Raw genomic sequence first — 17,405 nt, forward strand, 5'->3', positions numbered from 1 at the left:
GGCGTTGTGAATCCCCCGAATGTCCGGGGGCAGGCGCGAAAGGAGAGGCCCGGCACCCGAGGGCGCCGGGCCGCGTCGATCAGGCGCCGAGGGCGGCGACGCCGGGCAGTGTCTTGCCTTCCATCCACTCCAGGAATGCACCGCCCGCGGTCGAGATATAGGTAAAGTCCCCGGCCACGCCCGCGCCGTTCAGCGCGGCGACCGTGTCGCCTCCGCCCGCGACCGAGATCAGACCGCCCGCCCGGGTCATTTCGGCGGCCTTTTGCGCGGCCGCGTTGGTGGCGGTGTTGAACGGCTCGATCTCGAAGGCACCCAGCGGGCCGTTCCAGATCAGGGTCTTGCACTTGCCAAAGACCTCCTCGACCGCCACCACGGTCCGGGGGCCGGCATCCAGGATCATCGCATCGGCGGGGCAGGCATCGGCGGAGACTGTTTCGTTCGCGGCACCGGCCTTGAATTCACGCGCCACGACCACGTCTACGGGCAGCACGATTTCGCAGCCGGCGGTTTTCGCCTTGTCCATGATGTCGCGCGCGGTGCCGGTCATGTCATGTTCGCAAAGCGATTTTCCGACATTGATGCCCTGCGCGGCGAGGAACGTGTTGGCCATGCCGCCGCCGATCACCAGGTAATCGACCTTGCCGACAAGGTTGCCCAGCAGGTCGAGCTTGGTCGACACCTTGGCGCCACCCACGACCGCCGCCACGGGGCGCTGGGGATTGGACAGCGCGCCTTCCAGCGCCTTCAACTCGGCCTCCATGTTGCGGCCTGCGCAGGACGGAAGCAGCCGCGCCAGGCCTTCGGTCGAGGCATGCGCGCGGTGTGCCGCGGAAAAGGCATCGTTTACGTAGACATCGCCAAGCGCGGCCATCGCAGCGGCCAGTTCGGGGTCGTTCTTTTCCTCGCCCGCATGAAAACGCGTGTTTTCCAGCAACAGGATGTCACCCTCGCTCATCGCGGCGACAGCCTGTTTTGCGGGCAGGCCGATGCAGTCATCGGCAAAGATCACGCCCTGGCCGAAGGCCGCCTCAAGTGCGGGCAGGGTGATCTTGAGGCTCATCTCGGGGACAACTTCTCCCTTGGGGCGGCCGAAATGGGCCAGCAGAACCGGCTTGCCGCCCTTGGCAAGGATATCCTTTACCGTGGGTACGATGCGGTCGATCCGGGTGCCATCGGTGACGCGGCCATCTTCGACCGGCACGTTGATATCCACCCGCACCAGCGCCACCTTGCCGGCGAGATCCATGTCGTCGAGGGTCTTCCAGGCCATACGTAATCCTCCCGAGGGTTATAGGCTTTGGGCTAGATCGCCCAAAGCTGGGTCAAAGGTCAATGCCATTGCGGCGCGGGGCCTCTTTCCTTCGGCGATTGGTCGCACTAGGCTCCGCCGGCAAATGACACGCAGCAGGAGGCCCGACATGGCCGAGATCAAGGATCCCGAGAACACGATCATCATGGAGTTGAAGGACGGCCGCGTCGTGATCGAGCTTTTGACGGATATCGCGCCCGCCCATTGCGCGCGGATGAAGGAACTGGCCCGCGCGGGCGCCTATGACAACGTTGTCTTTCACCGGGTGATCGACGGGTTCATGGCCCAGACGGGTGATGTGGCCCATGGCAATGCCGAAAAGGCTTTCGACCTGCGCCGGGCGGGCACGGGGGGGTCGGACCTGCCCGACCTGCCGGCGGAATTCTCGCGTATCCCGCATGATCGGGGCACGCTTGGGGCGGCGCGTTCGCAAAATCCCAATTCGGCAAATTCGCAGTTCTTCATCAATTTTACCGACAACCATTTTCTGAACGGCCAATACACCGTCTATGGCCGGGTTATAGAGGGGATGGGCCATGTCGATGCCATCACTCGCGGTGAACCGCCGGCAAACCCCGACCGCATGCTCAGCGTCAAGGTAGCGGCCGATGCGTAGGGTCGCGGCTGTGCTGAGCCTTCTGGCCGCGTCTCCGGCATTGGCCACGGGGCTTGAGATCGACATCGCGGGCGAGGGCGCGAATGGCACGATCACCGTGGATCTGTTCGAGGATCTGGCCCCCGGCCACGTCACGCGCATCACCCAATTGGCCGAAAGCGGGGCCTATGACGACGTTGTCTTTCATCGGGTGATCGACGGGTTCATGGCCCAGACCGGCGATGTCGCCTTTGGCAAGTTGGGCGGTGACATGCGCCTTGCCGGGCGTGGCGGGTCGGACATGCCTGACCTGGCGGCCGAATTCTCGGATCGCCCCTTCGATCGCGGCGTGATCGGCATGGCGCGCTCGGCAGACCCGGATTCGGCCAATTCCCAGTTCTTCATCATGTTCGCGCCTGCGCCGCACCTGAACGGACAATATACGGTGGTGGGGCAGGTCAGTGAGGGTATGGATGTGGTCGACGCGATCAAGCGCGGCACCGGGCGTAACGGCGCCGTGACTGGTCAGCCCGACCGGATGTCGGCCGTTCGCGTGCTCGAGTGACGGGCTGACCGGCCCGGCATGCGCTGCGGCGCGTCGGGCCGGTCAGATCGTCACGCCCAGGGGATGACCCGCCCCGTTCTCAACCTTGTCTTGGATCGCCGGTGCGACACGGCCTTGATCGGCAACACCCGCATCCCCGTTTTCAACCGCATCCTCAGCCGTCGCCGCCACAGCATAGGAAGACGGACCGCCGAGGATAACGGCGTCTGCCGGCGTGCCAGGCCGGCCCGCGGACCGGTGCCGCTGAGAATGGCAAGGCCGAAGAAATCGGAAAACGGCGTGCAGCCATATTCGGCGAGATCCCAACGGTTATCGGTAACGATGCGGTCGGACCGCAGCAGGCGTCTGGGAAACCTGTCATCGGCAATTCCGGTCATGGGCGCTCCTTTCGATCCTGAACCCCGATGCCAAACACTCTGGTGCGGCTCCGCGGCCCTGCCAAGTGGGCCTATCAGCGCAGCGGCCTGACGCGCTGTCGGTTCAGGCGGGGTGACTGATCTTGCCCCCGCCGACCGCGGCCGCAACGCCCGTCGTTCCCGGGCACGATGTTGCCAGCCCCCGCGCCACCCGTACCGCGAGAAAGGCAAACGCCTGTGCCTCCAGCATGTCGCCGTCAAGCCCCACATCCTCGACCTGCACGGCCGCAACGCCCGTGCGTTCGACAAGCATGGCCATCATCAGCGGGTTCAGCCGCCCGCCACCGGTTATCAACAGACGTTCTGGCGGTACAGGGCAGTGTTCCAGACCTGCGGCCACGGCGCTGGCCGCGGCGGCGGTCAGCGTGGCGGCGGCATCGGCATCCGACAGCTGCGCCACCTGCGCCATAAGGTCTGAAAAGGCGTTGCGATCCAACGATTTCGGCGGCATACGATGGAAATGCGGGTGTTCCAGAAACGCCGCGATGATCGCCTCATCCACGACACCCTGTGACCCCAATGCACCGTCGCGGTCGCATTCCACCCCGCGCCGCGCCCGCATCAGGTCATTCAGCGGCGCGTTGGCCGGTCCCGTGTCAAAGGCTAATAACGCGCCCGTGTCCTCGGGTCGGTCGCGGGATGGATCGACCCAGGTCAGGTTGCCCACTCCGCCGAGATTGACAAAGGCCACGGGCGCTTTTGCCCCGATCCAGCGGGCGCAGGCGAAATGAAAAAACGGCGCCAGCGGTGCGCCCTGTCCGCCCAGGCGGATATCGGTGCTGCGAAAATCCCAGACCACCGGCAGCCCCAGCGCCTTGGCCAGAACGTCCCCGTCGCCCGCTTGATGGGTGCCGCGCCCGCGCGGCTCATGCGCGAGCGTCTGGCCATGAAAACCCGCGATATCGATGCCGTCAAAGCGTGCCATCAACTCGGCATGGGCGGTCTCGACCACCTCGGCGGCCGCATCGACCCCCCGATCACCCGGCCAGCAGCCCAGGGCCTCCGTGATCGCCGCGCGCTCGTCCTCGGAATAGGGGCGGTAGGCGGTGTCGCCGAACGCCACGATCCGTTCGCCATCCGTGACCACGACCGCCGCATCCACCCCGTCCAACGACGTGCCCGACATGGTTCCCAGCGCCCTGACCGGTCGATCTTTCAACATGGCCTTCCCCTTGCCGCCCCGCACCGGTATATCACGCCCAATTCAGGCCCAAGGGACAAGAGGCAATGACCTACCACCCCCGATCAGACTTCCTGCGCGTGATGATCGAGCGCGGCTTTCTGGCCGATTGCACGGATTACCAGGGCCTTGACGAGGCGCTGAGCAACGGGGTTGTGCCCGCCTATATCGGTTTCGATGCGACCGCGAAATCCCTGCATGTGGGCAGCCTGATCCAGATCATGATGCTGCGCTGGTTGCAAAAAACCGGGCACAAGCCGCTGGTGTTGATGGGCGGCGGTACGACCAAGGTGGGCGATCCCAGCTTTCGTGCGGACGAACGCCCGCTGCTCACACCCGAGCAGATCGAGGCGAATATCGCCGGGATCAAACAGGTCTTTGCCCGCTATGTCACGTTCGGTGAAAAGCCGACCGACGCGTTGATGCTGAACAATGCCGAATGGCTTGATGGGCTGAACTATCTCGATTTCCTGCGCGATATCGGTCGGCATTTCAGCGTCAACCGGATGCTGTCTTTTGAATCGGTGAAATCGCGGCTGGACCGTGAACAGTCGCTTAGTTTCCTCGAATTCAACTACATGATCCTTCAGGCCTATGACTTCATGGAACTGAACCGTCGCTATGGCTGTCGGTTGCAGATGGGCGGATCGGATCAATGGGGAAATATCGTTAACGGCATCGACCTTACGCGTCGGGTTATCGATGTCGAAGTGTTCGGCCTGACCTCACCTCTCTTGACCACTTCTGATGGCAAGAAGATGGGCAAGACTGCCGACGGTGCGATCTGGTTGAATGCTGAAATGCGCAGCCCTTACGAGTTCTGGCAGTTCTGGCGCAACACCACCGATGCCGATGTGGGCCGGTTCCTCAAGCTATATACCGAACTGCCGATCGAGGAATGCGACCGGCTGGGGGCGCTCGTGGGGGCCGAGATCAACGAGGCCAAGATCGTGCTGGCCAACGCGGTGACGACGCTGTGCCACGGGGCCGATGCGGCGGCCGCGGCCGAGGCCACTGCCCGCGAGGTGTTCGAGCGGGGCGGCGCGGGCGATGACCTGCCGACCCTGTCACTAAGCCGGACTGAACTGGGCGAGGGGGTTTCGGTGGCTCAACTCATCACCCGCGCGGGGCTGGCCAAGTCCGGCAAGGATGCCAAGCGTCTGATCGCCGAGGGCGGCGCGCGACTGAACGACGAACCGATGACTGATGCCGGGCTGCTGGTCCAGGCCGCCATGCTTGCCGAACCGATCAAGCTGAGCGCGGGGAAGAAACGTCACGCTTTGGTTCGGCTGGTGGATTAACGGTTTCTGCAATGCGGCAAAAGAATTGCTGCATTGCAGAAAAAACATGGCGGCTTCCGTTGCTGCGCCGCAGCATTTCTGGTATCCGGGTCGTAGAGTTCCCGCCGACACGATTTGTCGGTGTGCGGATCTTCTGCGCGAACACCCGGAAACCGAAAGGACCAGCCCCGATGAGCAACGATGATATCGCATCCCGGATTCTGGGCTTTACCGGGTTTCTCGCCCATGCCGCCGAACGGGTTGAACATGCCGCCCTCGGCCTTGGCTGGTTGGATGCGCACGGTCGCCCGACCGCCGATGGCCGCGCGCTGATAGAGGCGCTTTATACTCAGGAAACCACCCGCAGCGTTTACCGAATGGCGAACTGAGCGGGCGGTTGGGCGCGCTTGACTGCCCTTGTCTTGGGCAAGTCGCCCAATTCGCGGGTGGGGTTTGTTGAAAACGGGCGCCTTGGTGGCCGCGCTGCACCATAATGCCGCAATGCAGCGAAAAGCTGTTTATCCTTGGGCATGAAACGACATCCAGGCGTGCCATGTCACATGTCGATCATGCGCGCGTGTTAGCCTGCGCCCGCCCGGCTCTGTCTGCTATGAAAGGAAACTGAGATGTCCGTATTTGCCGTTCCGCTCGCGTTGACTACGGGATATTGTCGGTTCTGGGGAATGGCGGCGCGGATGCAGGTGCAGATCGCTGAACAGTGGATGACGCTTGCCCGGCAGATGAACCCGCTCTTGCCGGCGACCGGATTGCATTCCGTCAATGATGGCGTGCCTGAACCTGTGATCGAAGCGGTGCCGCGGAAGGTAGCGCCCGCCGCCCCGGACCAAGCTCGGCCAGCCGTGCCCGGACCCGACGTGGCCCTGGTGGCCGAACGGGCATCTGATGTGGCGCCCGTGGCCGCGAGCACCCCAAGCCCGACCGACCCGTCTGGGGGCGCTCCGGCACCCCGTCGTCGCGCCCGCCGCAAACCCGCGGCGCCCAGTCAGCCATTTGCGGATTGACCGCGCGCGCCGCGAGGCGAGGCGGGTGCATCGCCCTGCGTGAAACAAAAGAACATGCTCGGCCTTGGGTTTGCAGGGTTCTTTCCCGCACGCGGAAATAACCCGTTTCTGCGCCGCAGAGATACGCGCCGGGCGCAAGGCGGGACTTCCGCCTTGGCATTGGCCATGTCAACGACACTGCCCTATCTTGGTCGGCAGGGGAGGAAACATCTGTAAGCGAACAGGAGTTTCCAGAAATGGCAATCGCACATACAAACATCACCGGCGGGCACCTGTCCCTGCTCGGCACGGTGGCGGCTCTTTTCGAGCGCGTCGTGGAGGGGCAGGCACGCAGCCGCCAGGTCGAGAAACTGAACGCAACAAGCGATGCGGAACTAGCCAGGCGCGGCGTCACCCGCGAAGAGGTGATCCGCCATATCTTTCGCGATCGCTACTATCTCTGACGGGGGCGCCGCGTTGCGACCGGGCGGTCCTGCGGGGGCCGCCCTTTTGCTGACTGCGGTGGTGATCCTGGTTGTTCGGATGGCGCCGCGCCGTCATTTATGGTCTGTGCGCCCCTTTCCCGCATCGTGGTCTTTGACGGTCGCACGCGGATTGCCTAGTTTCACACTAGACCGCAGTGGAAAGGGTAAGATGAAAACCATGCCTGATCGGCCCCCGATGAACACCCCGTTCCAGACCCTGGCCCACGCGCAGGGCGAGGGGCTGGCCTTGTCGGCCTGGCTTGGCTGCGCGGTGGCCGATTACCTGCGCCGGGCGAGTGCCGACATGGCCTGTTTTGCCCGTGACAAGGTCTTGCGCGATGCCGACATGGTGCGCAGCACAATGACCTGCCGTGATCCGGCCCTATTGGCCGGGCTCTCTCAGGCCTACCTTGATGCAACTGTTGCCGCCACCGCGCAAGAGGCCGGGCGACAGGCCGACAAGACCGCCCGTTTCTGTTCGCATGTTCTGACCCGAATGGGGTCGGATCGGTCGCGGGGGGCTTGACCTTCCAGCAACTGGAAACCCTATCTGTGAGGCCGGTTCCAGACACGGAGGCGGTCAAGATGGCTGTTCAGATCACTAGGTTGACCTTGCAAGGGCTGCACTGCGCCGGCTGCGTGCGGCGGGTAGAGCGTGCGCTCGCCGAGGTTGCGGATGTTGTCGGCGCGCGTGTCAACCTTGCCACCGGGATGGCCGAGGTCGATCACGTCGGCCCGGCCGCGCCCTTGGTTAAGGCGGTCGAGGGGGCTGGCTTCGGGGTGTTGCGGGATACGTATGTGCTATCGGTCGAGGGGGCAAGCTGTGCCTCCTGTGTTAACCGGATCGAGAGGGCGCTCATCGCTCAGCCCGGCGTGATCGAGGCATCCATGTCGCTGACAACCGGCGAGGCGCGCGTCATCGTCACGCCAGGCGGGGCGAACGCGGCAGAGCTTGCTCGCGCTCTTGTCCGCGCGGGCTATCCGGCTCGACCACGTGACACCGCTACCGCCCCCGATCCCGGCATCGCCCGGACCGCCGAGGTACGCATGCTGCGTCGCAAGGCCGGCCTGGCCGCTGCGCTTGCCCTGCCGGTGGTGGTGATGGAAATGGGTGGCCATCTCGTACCGGGCTTTCGTGAATGGCTGGCCCTGCCGTTTGGCGAACAGGGACTGCGCGTGGTGTCTTTCCTGCTGACGACCGCGATCCTTGCCGTGCCGGGAAGGATGTTCTTTTCTCGGGGCTTGCCGCTTTTGTGGAAAGGGGTGCCCGACATGAACGCGCTGGTGGCGCTGGGCACCGGGGCGGCCTGGGGGTTTTCAACGCTGGCGACTTTTGCGCCCGGTCTGCTGCCGCCAGGCACCGCGCATGTGTATTTCGAGGCGGCCGCCGTTATTGTCGCGCTTGTCCTGACTGGCCGGATGCTGGAGACGCGGGCCAAGACCCGCACCGGTGCCGCGATCCGTCACCTTCTTGCGCTGCAACCCGCCACCGCGCGCGTCGTTACGGGGAACGGCGTACAAGAGCGTCCGATCGACAGCCTCGTTCCCGGCGACGTGATCGACCTGCGTCCCGGCGAAAGGGTCGCGACCGATGGCGAGGTGATCGAGGGGCGGGGCAACGTCGATGAATCGATGTTGACCGGCGAACCGATGCCCGTGGACAAGGTCCCCGGCGATCCGGTGACCGGCGGCACGGTCAATGGCACCGCGCCTCTGCGGTTTCGGGCGACAAGGGTAGGGCGCGAGACCGCGCTGGCCCAGATCGTGGCGATGGTCGAGGCGGCGCAGGGTGCCAAACTGCCGGTGCAGGCGCTTGTCGACCGTGTGACCGGGGTGTTCGTGCCGGTGGTGCTGTCAGTGGCCTTGCTCAGCGTGGCACTCTGGCTGATCCTCGGGCCCGACCCGGCGATGGGCCTGGCGCTGGTGGCGGGGGTGTCGGTTCTGATCGTGGCCTGCCCCTGTGCGATGGGGCTGGCGACGCCGACCTCGGTCATGGTCGGGTCAGGGCGGGCGGCGGAACTCGGGGTTCTGTTTCGTAACGGTGCCGCGCTTCAAAGTCTTGCCGGTGTGCGCACTGTTGCCTTCGACAAAACCGGGACGCTGACCGAGGGACGTCCCGTTCTGACCGAGGTCATTCTTGCCGACGGGGTAGATCGCGCGCTTGCGCTGCGGTTGGCCGGCGCGCTGGAGGCCCGTTCGGAGCATCCCGTCGCGCAGGCGATCCTGGCCGCCGCGCCCGCCGATCTTCCCCAGGCAGAGGCGGTTGAGACGTTGCCGGGGCTTGGCATGCGCGGTCGTGTCGAAGGGCAAGAGGTACGGGTTGGAACGGCCCGGCTGATGCTGCGCGAGCATATCCCGCCCGGCCCGCTTGAGGCTGCCAGCCAACAGATTGCCGCGCGTGGCGTGACACCGGTTCATGTGGCGGCGGATGGCCGGATGCTTGCCGTTCTCGGCCTTTCCGATCCTCTAAAGCCCTCGGCAGCCGGGGCCATTGCCGCACTGCATGATATGGGGCTGTCCACCGCGCTGATTACCGGCGACACTGAAATCACGGCACGGGGTGTTGCCCGCGCCCTTGGCATAGCCCATGTCACGGCGGGGGTGCTGCCGGGGGGCAAGCGCGATGCGCTGGCCGCTCTGCGCGAAAACGGTCCCGTTGCCTTTGTCGGGGACGGTCTGAACGATGCGCCCGCCCTTGCCGAGGCTGATACCGGGATCGCCATAGGCACAGGCACCGATATCGCGATCGAGGCCGCCGACGTGGTGCTGATGTCCGGCGATCCCATGGGGGTGGCAGATGCCATCGCCCTGGGGCGCAAGACAATGGGCAACATCCGGCAGAACCTGTTCTGGGCTTTTGCCTACAACGTTGCGCTGATCCCGGTTGCCGCGGGCATTCTTTACCCGTTCGAGGGCCCGTTGCTTTCCCCGATGTTGGCGGCGGGGGCGATGGCGGCCTCCAGCCTGTTCGTCCTGTCAAATGCGCTGCGGCTGCGCGGTTTTACCCCACTGCGCGAAAGGAAGAAGCCATGAATATCGGTGAAATTTCCATCCAAAGCGGTTTGCCCCCAAAAACGATCCGCTATTACGAGGAAATCGGCCTGATCGCCCCGGCCCGCGCTGCGAATGGCTATCGCAGCTTTTCCGAGGCCGACCTGCATCGCCTGGCTTTTCTGGGTCGTGCCCGCGCACTGGGTTTTACCATCGAGGATTGTCGCGCGCTTTTGGCCCTTTACACCGACCGTGACCGTGCGAGCGCCGATGTAAGGCGTATCGCGCGCGACCACCTTGAGCTGATCGACGGCAAGATCGCCGAGTTGCAATCGATGCGCGAGACGCTGTCCGATCTCGTCGCCGCCTGCGCAGGGGATGACCGGCCCGACTGTCCGATCCTGAGAGATCTTGCCGGCACCCCCGACTGAGCACGGCTTGCCCGCGTTCCGTCGACCTGTCTTTCGGGGACGCGTCGCGTTTGCGCGGCGATCCGGTGGTCGGTTTCGCGATTCCCGTTTGACATCTCGCGCCGATGCGGTAGGCAGGCGGGGCTTTGGTTCTGTCCCTTCGGGGATGGATGAAAAGGGAACGCGGTGCGCCCTCTTGGGTAACTCCGCGGCTGCCCCCGCAACTGTAGGCGGAGAGCGCGGCTGATACACGCCACTGGGGAAACCCGGGAAGGCCAGCCAAGCGATGACCCGCAAGCCAGGAGACCTGCCAAGGCAAGATCACCCTTTCCAGACGCGGGGCGCGTTCTGGAGGCGGCCTGACCGCAGTGGTGACCTGAAAAGCACCGTCTGCGGCGGGGTTTTTGCCCTTCCCGGACATATTGTCGAATCATCGGCGCATCCGCGCCGGGAACGGAGGGTATAAATGACCGCGAACCGAACCGCCACGATTGCACTTCTGGCCGGGCTTTCGCCCTTGCCGGGGCTTGCGCAGGACAGCCTTCTTCTGGAGGAGATCACGGCTACCGCCGGACTCGTCCCCGTAGAGATCAGCCGTACCGGGGCCACCGTCGAGACGCTGAATGGCGACGAACTCAATTCCGGTGGACAGGGCGTGGCCGACACGTTGGACAGGCTTCCCGGTGTGTCGCTGACCTCGAATGGGGGGCTTGGCACCACCTCGTCGCTGCGGCTGCGCGGGTTGGGAGGCAGCTATATCGGCGTTCGGATAGACGGGATTGACGTGACCGACCCGTCTTCTACCCAGACCGCGTTCGATTTCGGACCCTTCGCCCGCGGCCTGCCTGGCCGTGTCGAGGTGCTGAAGGGATCGCAATCGGCGCTTTACGGCTCGGAGTCGATTGCCGGGGTGGTGGACATCACCACGTGGCGCCCTGAAAAACTGGGCTTTTCGGGCGGGCTCCAGGTCGAAGGCGGCAGCGATGCGACCTACTCGGGCACGCTGAACCTAGGCCAGCTTGGCGAGCGAGGCGAGATCGCGCTGACGCTGTCCCATGTCGCGACCGACGGTTTTTCCGCACGCAGCAGCGATACCGAGGCCGACGGGTTCGAGCAGACATCGCTGTCGTTGTTTGCCGCCTATGATGTGACCGAGAATCTTCGGCTTGGTTTTTCTGCCCTTTATGCCGAAGGCGTCAGCAATTTCGACCGCTCGACCATCGATCCCTCCGGCGATTACGATACCGAGCAGACCGGCGCACGCCTCTTTGCCCAGTTCGCCACCGGCGCGGTCGAGCATGAATTCGCGCTGTCCAGCTATGAAATCGACCGCGTGGACGCTACCGCGCCAGCTTTTTACACCCGGAATTTCCTGGGCGAGCGGCGGTCGGCGGAATATCTTGGCAATGCCGAATTGCGTCCTGGTCTGACGTTGGCCTTCGGCGCCGACTGGACCGAGGAAAAGGCCCGGCTCGACGCGCTCAACTTTTCTGCCGAGAGCAGCGCGGCATTTGGCGAACTGCAATATGCGGCAAGCGATGCGCTCGATCTGTCGGTTTCGCTGCGCTATGATGACCATTCGGATTTCGACGATCAGCTTTCGGGGCGTGGTGCGATGGCCTGGCGTCTCCAGGACGACCTGATCCTGCGGGCGGTGATCGGTACCGGCTACCGCGCGCCGTCTCTCTATGAACGGTTCAACCCCAGCTTTGGCAATCCCGCGCTGTCGCCCGAGAAAAGTCGCAGCGCCGAGCTCGGCATCGAAAAGCGCTATGGCGGGGACAGTCATGCCAAGGTGACGCTGTTCCATACCGAGATCGATGACCTGATCGATTACGATTTCACCACCTTTACCTATAACCAGGTGCCCGGCACGACGCGCAGCCAGGGTGTCGAGATATCTGGCCTTTGGGAAGTGAACGACCGTCTCTCCCTGCTCGGCAACTACACATATACAGATGCCGAAGGGCCGAACGGCACGCTGATCCGCGTGCCGCGCCACGATCTGAACATCGGGGTAGAGGCCGGGCTGTCCGATCGGCTGACCGGTGTTCTCTCGGCGCGCTTCGCGGCGGATCTGACAGATTACACGGTCTATCCCGCGACCGGGCCCCTGGACGATTTCACCGTGGTCGATGCCAGCCTGAGCTATGCGTTGCAAAACGGGGCAGAGGCATATTTCCGCATAGAGAACCTGTTCGACGAGCAATACGAGACCGTGCGCGGCTATAACAGCCCCGACCGTTCGATCTTTGCGGGTATCCGTGCGACGTTCTAGGCACATATCCGCGGTTGCCGCCCTGGTCTTGACGTTGACTGGGGCGGTATCCCAGGCCACTCCTGCCCCCGTGCCGGAGCGGGTGGTTTCGATCAATCTGTGTACCGACCAGCTTGCGATGATGCTGGCCGACGAGGGACAGCTGATTTCCGTTTCGATGCTGGCACGCGACGCGCGGCTGTCGCCGATGGCCGATCGCGCGCGCGCCTTTCCGGCAAACCACGGCCAGGCAGAAGAGCTGTTTCTGATGCGCCCCGGCCTGGTTCTGGCTGGGCGCTACGGGGCACAGGCCAGCGTGAACATGCTGCGCCGGCTCGGGATCGAGGTGGTTCAGATCGCGCCCGCCCGGTCCTTTGACGATATCCGGGCCAACCTGCGTAGCGTGGGCGCGGCGCTGGGGCGCGAGGATGTGGCCGAGGTCTTGATTGCCCGCTTCGATGCCGATCTTGCCGCGCTGGCCCGCGAGGGCGAAGCTGGGGCGCGCGCGGTCGTCTACGCGCCCAACGGTTTCACTTCGGGCCAGGGCACGCTGGTCAACGATATGCTTGCCGCGGCAGGGTTGCGCAACGCCGCGACCGAGGGTGGGCATAGCGGGGGCGGGCGGCTTCCGCTGGAACGGCTCGTGACGCTGGAGCCCGACCTGGTAATCCGGGCTGCGCGATTTGGTGGCGCATCACGCGCCGAGGAAATGCTGGACCATCCCGCGCTGGCCAAGGCGATGGCCGATCAGCCGGTTCGTCCGCGTTCAGGAGGGCGCTATATCTGCGGCACGCCGCTGGTTCTGTCGGCGGTGGCCGAATTGGCGGCGGCTGCACGGGCGCTGGAGGCGAGATGAGCTATTCCATGCTTTTATCTGGTCTTTCCCTGTTGACCGCGCTGCTCTTCGCGGCCGCGCTGCTGATCGGTCCTGCTGGGCTCTCGCCACTGGAAAGCCTGTCGGCGCTGGTCACGGGACAAGGAGAGGCGGCCGTTCTGGTGATGCGTGAAATTCGCCTGCCGCGAGCGGTCCTTGCCGCCCTGGTCGGGGCAAGCCTGGGTCTGTCGGGGGCGGCGTTGCAAGGATATCTGCGCAACCCGCTGGCCGAGCCCGGTTTGATCGGCGTATCGGGCAGTGCCGCACTGGGTGCGGTGATCGCGCTTCAGACAGGGCTGGCCGCGGCACATGTGCTGGCACTGCCGGCAATGGCATTGGCAGGTGCATTACTGGCGGTTATGCTTCTTCTGCTGCTGGCCGGGCCGCGCGGAGGTGCCTTTACGCTGATCCTGGCGGGGATTGCGCTGTCAGCGCTGGCGGGGGCCCTGACAACGCTGGTTCTGAACCTTTCGCCGAACCCTTACGCGGCGGCCGATATCGTGTTCTGGATGATGGGTTCGCTTGCCGACCGGTCCTTCATGCATGTCTGGCTGGCGCTGCCATTTACCTTGATCGGATGGCTGCTGCTGGCCGGGCTGGGACGGGGGCTGGATGCGCTGACGCTGGGCGAGGACGCGGCCGAGGCGCTTGGCATTCGTCTGAACCGGCTTCGACTGGGGTTGGTGTTGGGCGTGTCGGCCTGCGTTGGCGCGGGCGTGGCGGTGGCCGGAGCTATCGGTTTTGTCGGGCTGATCGTCCCGCACCTCTTGCGCCCGCTGGTCGGTGCGCGGCCGGGGCGGCTTTTGTTGGCGTCGGCGCTTGGGGGGGCGGCGCTGCTGCTGGCCTCTGATATCGCCGTCCGTATGATCTTGCCGGAACGCGATCTGAAACTGGGCGTTCTGACGGCGCTTCTGGGGGCGCCGCTTTTCCTGCACCTGATCTACAAGACCCGCGCGGAGCAGGGCGCATGACCGGGCTGTCGCTGTCGCATCTGAGCGTCCATCGCGGACCCTGCCCGGTGGTGGACGATGTCACCCTGGAGGTAAAGCCCGGCGAATGCGTTGGCCTGATCGGCCCCAACGGGGCGGGAAAAACGACGCTGATGCGCGCGGCGCTTGGCCTGATCGCGCATAAGGGAGATTCTTCGATTGCGCGGCTTTCCTCGGCCGAGCGTGCCCGCGCCGCCGCGTGGCTGCCGCAGATGCGCGAGATTGCCTGGCCTGTCAGCGTGGAAACGCTCGTAGGGCTTGGCCGCACGCCGCATATGGGCCCTGCCCAACGCCCGGGTCCCCTGGATCGTGCTGCGATCGATGCAGCACTCGCGCGGATGGAGTTGGCACAGTTTGCCGGGCGCCGTGCAACCGCGCTGTCCGGCGGCGAACAGGCCCGCGTCCTCATTGCGCGGGCGCTGGCGCAAGAGGCGCCGGTGCTGATCGCGGACGAACCCATTGCCGGGCTCGATCCGGCACACCAGATCACGACAATGCGCATCTTTTCCGATCTTGCCGCCGAGGGGCGACTGGTCCTGGTGGCGTTGCACGATCTTGGTCTCGCGGCGCGGTTCTGTACCCGGCTGGTCCTGATGCATCGCGGGCGACTGGTGGCCGATGGCGAACCGGCCGACGTGCTGAACTCGGATAACCTCGCGCGGGTCTTTGGCCTGCGGGCCTTCATGGCCGAAACCGAGGATGGCCCGGTTTTTCAGCCCCTGGAGGTCGTATGAATCGCACCGCCAATCCAGTGAAGGACATGTCATGCAGGCCTTGAGCGATATGCTGATCAAGGGTGGACCGGCGATCTGGGTGATCGCGGCGCTGTCGGTGCTGACGCTGGCGCTGATCCTGTGGAAACTCTGGCGGCTGATCCTCATGGGGGCCTTCGCGGGCGCGCGGGCCGAACGCGCGGTGCAACTCTGGCAGGAAGGCGCACGCGATCGCGCGGCCGAAACGGTATCCGGCCGCGTCGGCCTGCGTGCGCGGTTGGTGCGTGCGGCGATCGCGGCGCTGGCGTCGGGCTTGTCCGAGCAGGCCGCGCGCGAGGAAACCACTCGCATCGCCCGCCGCCTGCTGGCCGAGGCCCGAACCGGGCTGCGCGCGCTGGAACTGATTACGGTAATCGCGCCGCTGCTTGGGCTTCTGGGCACGGTGACGGGTATGATCGAGGCGTTCCAGGCGCTTGAGTCGACCGGGGCCGCGGCCGATCCGTCCGACCTGGCCGGCGGGATCTGGGAGGCGCTTTTGACCACCGCGGCGGGCATGGCCGTCGCCATCCCTGCCGCCATCGCCCATAGCTGGCTGGAAGCAGTCGTCGATAGTGCCCGCGCCGATATGGAGGACCTTGCGACCCGCCTTTTCCTTGCACGCGCAACGGAGGCATGAACGATGTTCGCCTTCGACGTGTCACGCCGCCCACGCCGTCCCAGCCTGACGCCGATGGTGGACGTGGTATTCCTGCTTTTGGTCTTTTTCATGCTGGCTGCGCGTTTCGGCCCGCAGGCAGGGCTGGAACTGGTCGCCGCGAGCGCTGGTGACGAGGCATGGACAGGCCCGCCGAGACTTGTCGAAATCGATGCGGCGGGTGTGCGTCTGAACGGGGTAGAGATGGATATGGCCGAGGCGATAGAGCGCTTGCGCGTCTTGACCCAGAGGCCAGGCGACCCGATCCTGCTGCGTCCCGCAGCCCCGGCTGATACCCAGGACCTGGTCGATGCGCTGGAGGCTTTGGGGCGTGCAGGATTTTCCGGCGTGATGCTGGTGGAGTAGGGCGATGCTGAACTTTGGCACCGAGACATCGGCAAGGCGGGGCGAGGCGATCGTGCCTATGATCAATGTCGTTTTCCTGTTGCTGATCTTTTTCCTGATGACAGCGCGCCTGACCCCGCCCGAGCCTTTCCTTACCACCCCGCCGCGCGCGGGCGGGGGAACTTCGGTTGCGGGTGCGACGCTCTACCTTTCGGCCGAGGGCGTGTTGGCCTATGGCGCGGAACGTGGCGAAGCAGTTCATGCCGCGTTGTCGGCAAACGGGACGGGCGCGGTTCTGCTGCGTGCAGATGCCGGTGCGTCCGCCGCGCATCTGGCCAAGGTCGTGGCGCGGCTGACGGCACAGGGGCATGGCCCGGTGCGACTTGTGACGGTGCCGCGGTGAGGCGTCTTCTGGATATCGCGCTGTTCGTCCCGCTGGCCGCCGGGATTCACGTCGCGGCCTTCGGGATTGCCAGCGGTCCCATGGGCGGTGCGCCGGGGGCCGGGGGCGCAGGGGGAGAGGACCTGGTCACACTGGCTGCCGCGCCTCACTCGATGGCAGAGCTCGCGCGGGACTGGGCAAGACAGCCCGCTGCGCAGACTGATCTCGCCGTGCCGGATCGTCCTCAGGCCGCACAGGCGCCCCGCCTGCCCGATGCCGAACGCATGGCCGCCCCGGTACGGGAACCTGCACGGCCCGCCCGCCCCGAACTCGGCGAGGTACCCCCGGTCGCTGAAATGCCGCCCCGACCGTCCGTGTCGCGGCGTAACGCGTCTTTGCCCGGACCCCGCGAGGCGCCGCACGCTGATGGCCCGTCCCGGCCCGATCACGCGCCCGATATCGCATCTCGGTCCAGCCCGCCGCCGGTCACGCGCAACGCCCCTGCTTCCGAGCCGCAACAGGCCCGTCGGGCCAAGGGAACAGAAGCCGTCCCGCAGGCGGGCCAGGCCGCGCGCGCCGCTGCCGCGCCGTCGCTTTCGTCAGCCATGCGCGGTCAGCTGCGCGCCGAATGGGGGGGGCAAATCCTGGGGCGTGTAACCCGTCATCACCGCTATCCGCGTGGCGCCACGGCCCAAGGCGTGGCACTGGTGGAACTGGTGGTGGATCGCGAGGGCAACCTCGTGTCGGCCCGCCTATTGCGCAGCGCGGGCGATGCGACCCTGGATCGTGCGGCGCTGGCCACGGTGCATCGCGCGTCACCTTTTCCAAAGGCCCCCGATGGCTTGGACCGTGCCCGCGACAGCTTCGCGGTGCCGTTGCGCTATGAACGCCGCTAGGGGCCGGGCCGGGGACGTGGCGG

At 65.4% G+C, this 17,405-nt stretch carries 20 protein-coding genes and 1 riboswitch; of the genes, 17 read left to right on the forward strand and 3 right to left on the reverse strand.

Features of this window, described 5'->3' with window-relative positions; genetic code table 11:
- Window positions 1-79 precede the first annotated feature (79 nt).
- Window positions 80-1,270, reverse strand: coding sequence for a phosphoglycerate kinase (locus EV663_RS05615; protein ID WP_132950809.1), 1,191 nt, complete (start codon window positions 1,268-1,270; stop codon window positions 80-82).
- A gap of 148 nt (window positions 1,271-1,418) precedes the next feature.
- Here EV663_RS05615 and EV663_RS05620 point away from each other — a divergent pair, with 148 nt between their 5' ends.
- Window positions 1,419-1,925 carry a peptidylprolyl isomerase gene (locus EV663_RS05620; RefSeq protein ID WP_132950810.1) on the forward strand — a complete coding sequence of 169 codons (507 nt, stop codon included), beginning with the start codon at window positions 1,419-1,421 and terminating at the stop codon, window positions 1,923-1,925.
- A complete protein-coding gene (locus tag EV663_RS05625; RefSeq protein ID WP_132950811.1) occupies window positions 1,918-2,469 on the forward strand; it encodes a peptidylprolyl isomerase in 552 nt (183 codons plus the stop codon). Before EV663_RS05620 ends, EV663_RS05625 begins: the two co-directional genes overlap by 8 nt.
- Window positions 2,470-2,519: 50 nt before the next feature.
- Here EV663_RS05625 and EV663_RS05630 read toward each other — a convergent pair whose 3' ends face one another.
- Both EV663_RS05630 and EV663_RS05635 read right to left on the reverse strand, forming a co-directional pair.
- Window positions 2,520-2,846, reverse strand: a complete 327-nt coding sequence (locus EV663_RS05630; RefSeq protein ID WP_132950812.1) for a hypothetical protein — start codon at window positions 2,844-2,846, stop codon at window positions 2,520-2,522.
- Between the two features lie 103 nt (window positions 2,847-2,949).
- Window positions 2,950-4,047, reverse strand: a complete 1,098-nt coding sequence (locus EV663_RS05635) for an anhydro-N-acetylmuramic acid kinase (protein WP_132950813.1) — start codon at window positions 4,045-4,047, stop codon at window positions 2,950-2,952.
- Between the two features lie 65 nt (window positions 4,048-4,112).
- Here EV663_RS05635 and tyrS point away from each other — a divergent pair, with 65 nt between their 5' ends.
- The 15 genes from tyrS to EV663_RS05710 all read left to right on the forward strand — a co-directional run bounded on the left by tyrS (window position 4,113) and on the right by EV663_RS05710 (window position 17,382).
- Window positions 4,113-5,366 carry a tyrosine--tRNA ligase gene (tyrS, locus tag EV663_RS05640; protein ID WP_132950814.1) on the forward strand — a complete coding sequence of 418 codons (1,254 nt, stop codon included), beginning with the start codon at window positions 4,113-4,115 and terminating at the stop codon, window positions 5,364-5,366.
- A 170-nt stretch (window positions 5,367-5,536) separates the two neighbouring features.
- Window positions 5,537-5,734 carry a hypothetical protein gene (locus EV663_RS05645; protein WP_132950815.1) on the forward strand — a complete coding sequence of 66 codons (198 nt, stop codon included), beginning with the start codon at window positions 5,537-5,539 and terminating at the stop codon, window positions 5,732-5,734.
- Between the two features lie 237 nt (window positions 5,735-5,971).
- Window positions 5,972-6,367: a hypothetical protein gene (locus EV663_RS05650; protein ID WP_132950816.1), complete on the forward strand. Its 396-nt coding sequence runs from the start codon at window positions 5,972-5,974 to the stop codon at window positions 6,365-6,367.
- A gap of 236 nt (window positions 6,368-6,603) precedes the next feature.
- Window positions 6,604-6,810 carry a DUF1127 domain-containing protein gene (locus EV663_RS05655; protein ID WP_132950817.1) on the forward strand — a complete coding sequence of 69 codons (207 nt, stop codon included), beginning with the start codon at window positions 6,604-6,606 and terminating at the stop codon, window positions 6,808-6,810.
- A 199-nt stretch (window positions 6,811-7,009) separates the two neighbouring features.
- On the forward strand, window positions 7,010-7,357 hold the full coding sequence (locus EV663_RS05660; RefSeq protein ID WP_132950818.1) for a hypothetical protein: 348 nt from the start codon (window positions 7,010-7,012) through the stop codon (window positions 7,355-7,357).
- Window positions 7,358-7,416: 59 nt separating this feature from the next.
- On the forward strand, window positions 7,417-9,864 hold the full coding sequence (locus EV663_RS05665; RefSeq protein ID WP_132950819.1) for a heavy metal translocating P-type ATPase: 2,448 nt from the start codon (window positions 7,417-7,419) through the stop codon (window positions 9,862-9,864).
- The gene (gene cueR / locus EV663_RS05670; RefSeq protein WP_132950820.1) at window positions 9,861-10,253 is read left to right on the forward strand and encodes a Cu(I)-responsive transcriptional regulator; all 393 of its coding nucleotides are present in this window, start codon (window positions 9,861-9,863) and stop codon (window positions 10,251-10,253) included. The genes EV663_RS05665 and cueR overlap by 4 nt, the downstream gene beginning before the upstream one ends.
- 109 nt (window positions 10,254-10,362) lie before the next feature.
- A riboswitch (cobalamin riboswitch) is annotated at window positions 10,363-10,561 on the forward strand.
- A gap of 137 nt (window positions 10,562-10,698) precedes the next feature.
- Window positions 10,699-12,510 (forward strand): TonB-dependent receptor plug domain-containing protein, encoded by a 1,812-nt coding sequence (locus EV663_RS05675; RefSeq protein WP_132950821.1) that lies wholly within the window; start codon window positions 10,699-10,701, stop codon window positions 12,508-12,510.
- Between the two features lie 82 nt (window positions 12,511-12,592).
- Window positions 12,593-13,345 carry an ABC transporter substrate-binding protein gene (locus tag EV663_RS05680; RefSeq protein WP_243697878.1) on the forward strand — a complete coding sequence of 251 codons (753 nt, stop codon included), beginning with the start codon at window positions 12,593-12,595 and terminating at the stop codon, window positions 13,343-13,345.
- The gene (locus EV663_RS05685; protein ID WP_132950822.1) at window positions 13,342-14,334 is read left to right on the forward strand and encodes a FecCD family ABC transporter permease; all 993 of its coding nucleotides are present in this window, start codon (window positions 13,342-13,344) and stop codon (window positions 14,332-14,334) included. Before EV663_RS05680 ends, EV663_RS05685 begins: the two co-directional genes overlap by 4 nt.
- Entirely contained in the window at window positions 14,331-15,086 is a 756-nt protein-coding gene (locus EV663_RS05690) for an ABC transporter ATP-binding protein (RefSeq protein ID WP_132950823.1), read from the forward strand. The genes EV663_RS05685 and EV663_RS05690 overlap by 4 nt, the downstream gene beginning before the upstream one ends.
- A gap of 31 nt (window positions 15,087-15,117) precedes the next feature.
- Entirely contained in the window at window positions 15,118-15,741 is a 624-nt protein-coding gene (locus tag EV663_RS05695) for a MotA/TolQ/ExbB proton channel family protein (RefSeq protein ID WP_243697879.1), read from the forward strand.
- Between the two features lie 3 nt (window positions 15,742-15,744).
- Window positions 15,745-16,125 (forward strand): ExbD/TolR family protein, encoded by a 381-nt coding sequence (locus EV663_RS05700; RefSeq protein ID WP_132950825.1) that lies wholly within the window; start codon window positions 15,745-15,747, stop codon window positions 16,123-16,125.
- A 4-nt stretch (window positions 16,126-16,129) separates the two neighbouring features.
- Window positions 16,130-16,507: an ExbD/TolR family protein gene (locus EV663_RS05705; RefSeq protein WP_132950826.1), complete on the forward strand. Its 378-nt coding sequence runs from the start codon at window positions 16,130-16,132 to the stop codon at window positions 16,505-16,507.
- On the forward strand, window positions 16,504-17,382 hold the full coding sequence (locus EV663_RS05710; RefSeq protein WP_132950827.1) for an energy transducer TonB family protein: 879 nt from the start codon (window positions 16,504-16,506) through the stop codon (window positions 17,380-17,382). The genes EV663_RS05705 and EV663_RS05710 overlap by 4 nt, the downstream gene beginning before the upstream one ends.
- The last annotated feature ends 23 nt before the right edge of the window (window positions 17,383-17,405 follow it).

Origin of the sequence: Rhodovulum bhavnagarense, assembly GCF_004343505.1 — a bacterium.
Lineage (GTDB): Bacteria > Pseudomonadota > Alphaproteobacteria > Rhodobacterales > Rhodobacteraceae > Rhodovulum > Rhodovulum bhavnagarense.